Below are 653 nucleotides of genomic sequence, written 5' to 3' on the forward strand. Positions count from 1 at the left end.
ATGTCGGAAATGGGCCCGACGCAATTGAACATCCCGCGCGACTATTTTTATGGCGAAATCAAGGCCGAGATCCCGAAACCGAACCGCCTGGACCGTGGCGCCGGCGGCGAGCAAAGCCTGAACGATGCGGCGGAACTGCTGGCCAAGGCCAAGTTCCCCGTGATCATCTCGGGCGGCGGCGTCGTCATGGGCGAAGCCATCGAAGAATGCAAGGCCCTGGCCGAACGCCTCGGTGCGCCCGTCGTGAACAGCTATCTGCATAACGACTCGTTTCCCGCCAGCCACCCGCTGTGGTGCGGCCCGCTCGGCTACCAGGGTTCGAAGGCGGCGATGAAACTGATCGCCCAGGCCGACGTCGTCGTTGCCTTAGGCTCGCGCCTGGGACCGTTCGGCACCTTGCCGCAGCACGGCATGGATTACTGGCCGAAGAATGCCAAGATCATCCAGATCGACGCCGACAACAAGATGCTGGGCCTGGTGAAGAAGATTTCGGTGGGCATCTGCGGCGACGCCAAGGCGGCCGCCAAGGCGATTATTGCCCGCCTCGATGGCAAGACGCTCGACTGCGACACCACGCGCGACGAGCGGTACGCCACCGTGCAAGCGGAGAAGGCCGCGTGGGAAGAGGAATTGACGAACTGGACCCATGAAAA

At 62.8% G+C, this 653-nt stretch carries 1 pseudogene; it reads left to right on the forward strand.

The annotated features are described in order from the left end of the window. Nucleotides 1–653 (forward strand): annotated as a pseudogene (locus tag IGS60_RS28255) (sulfoacetaldehyde acetyltransferase); the annotation flags it as partial.

The sequence above is a fragment of the Janthinobacterium sp. FW305-128 genome (assembly GCF_020858135.1).
GTDB lineage: Bacteria > Pseudomonadota > Gammaproteobacteria > Burkholderiales > Burkholderiaceae_D > Janthinobacterium.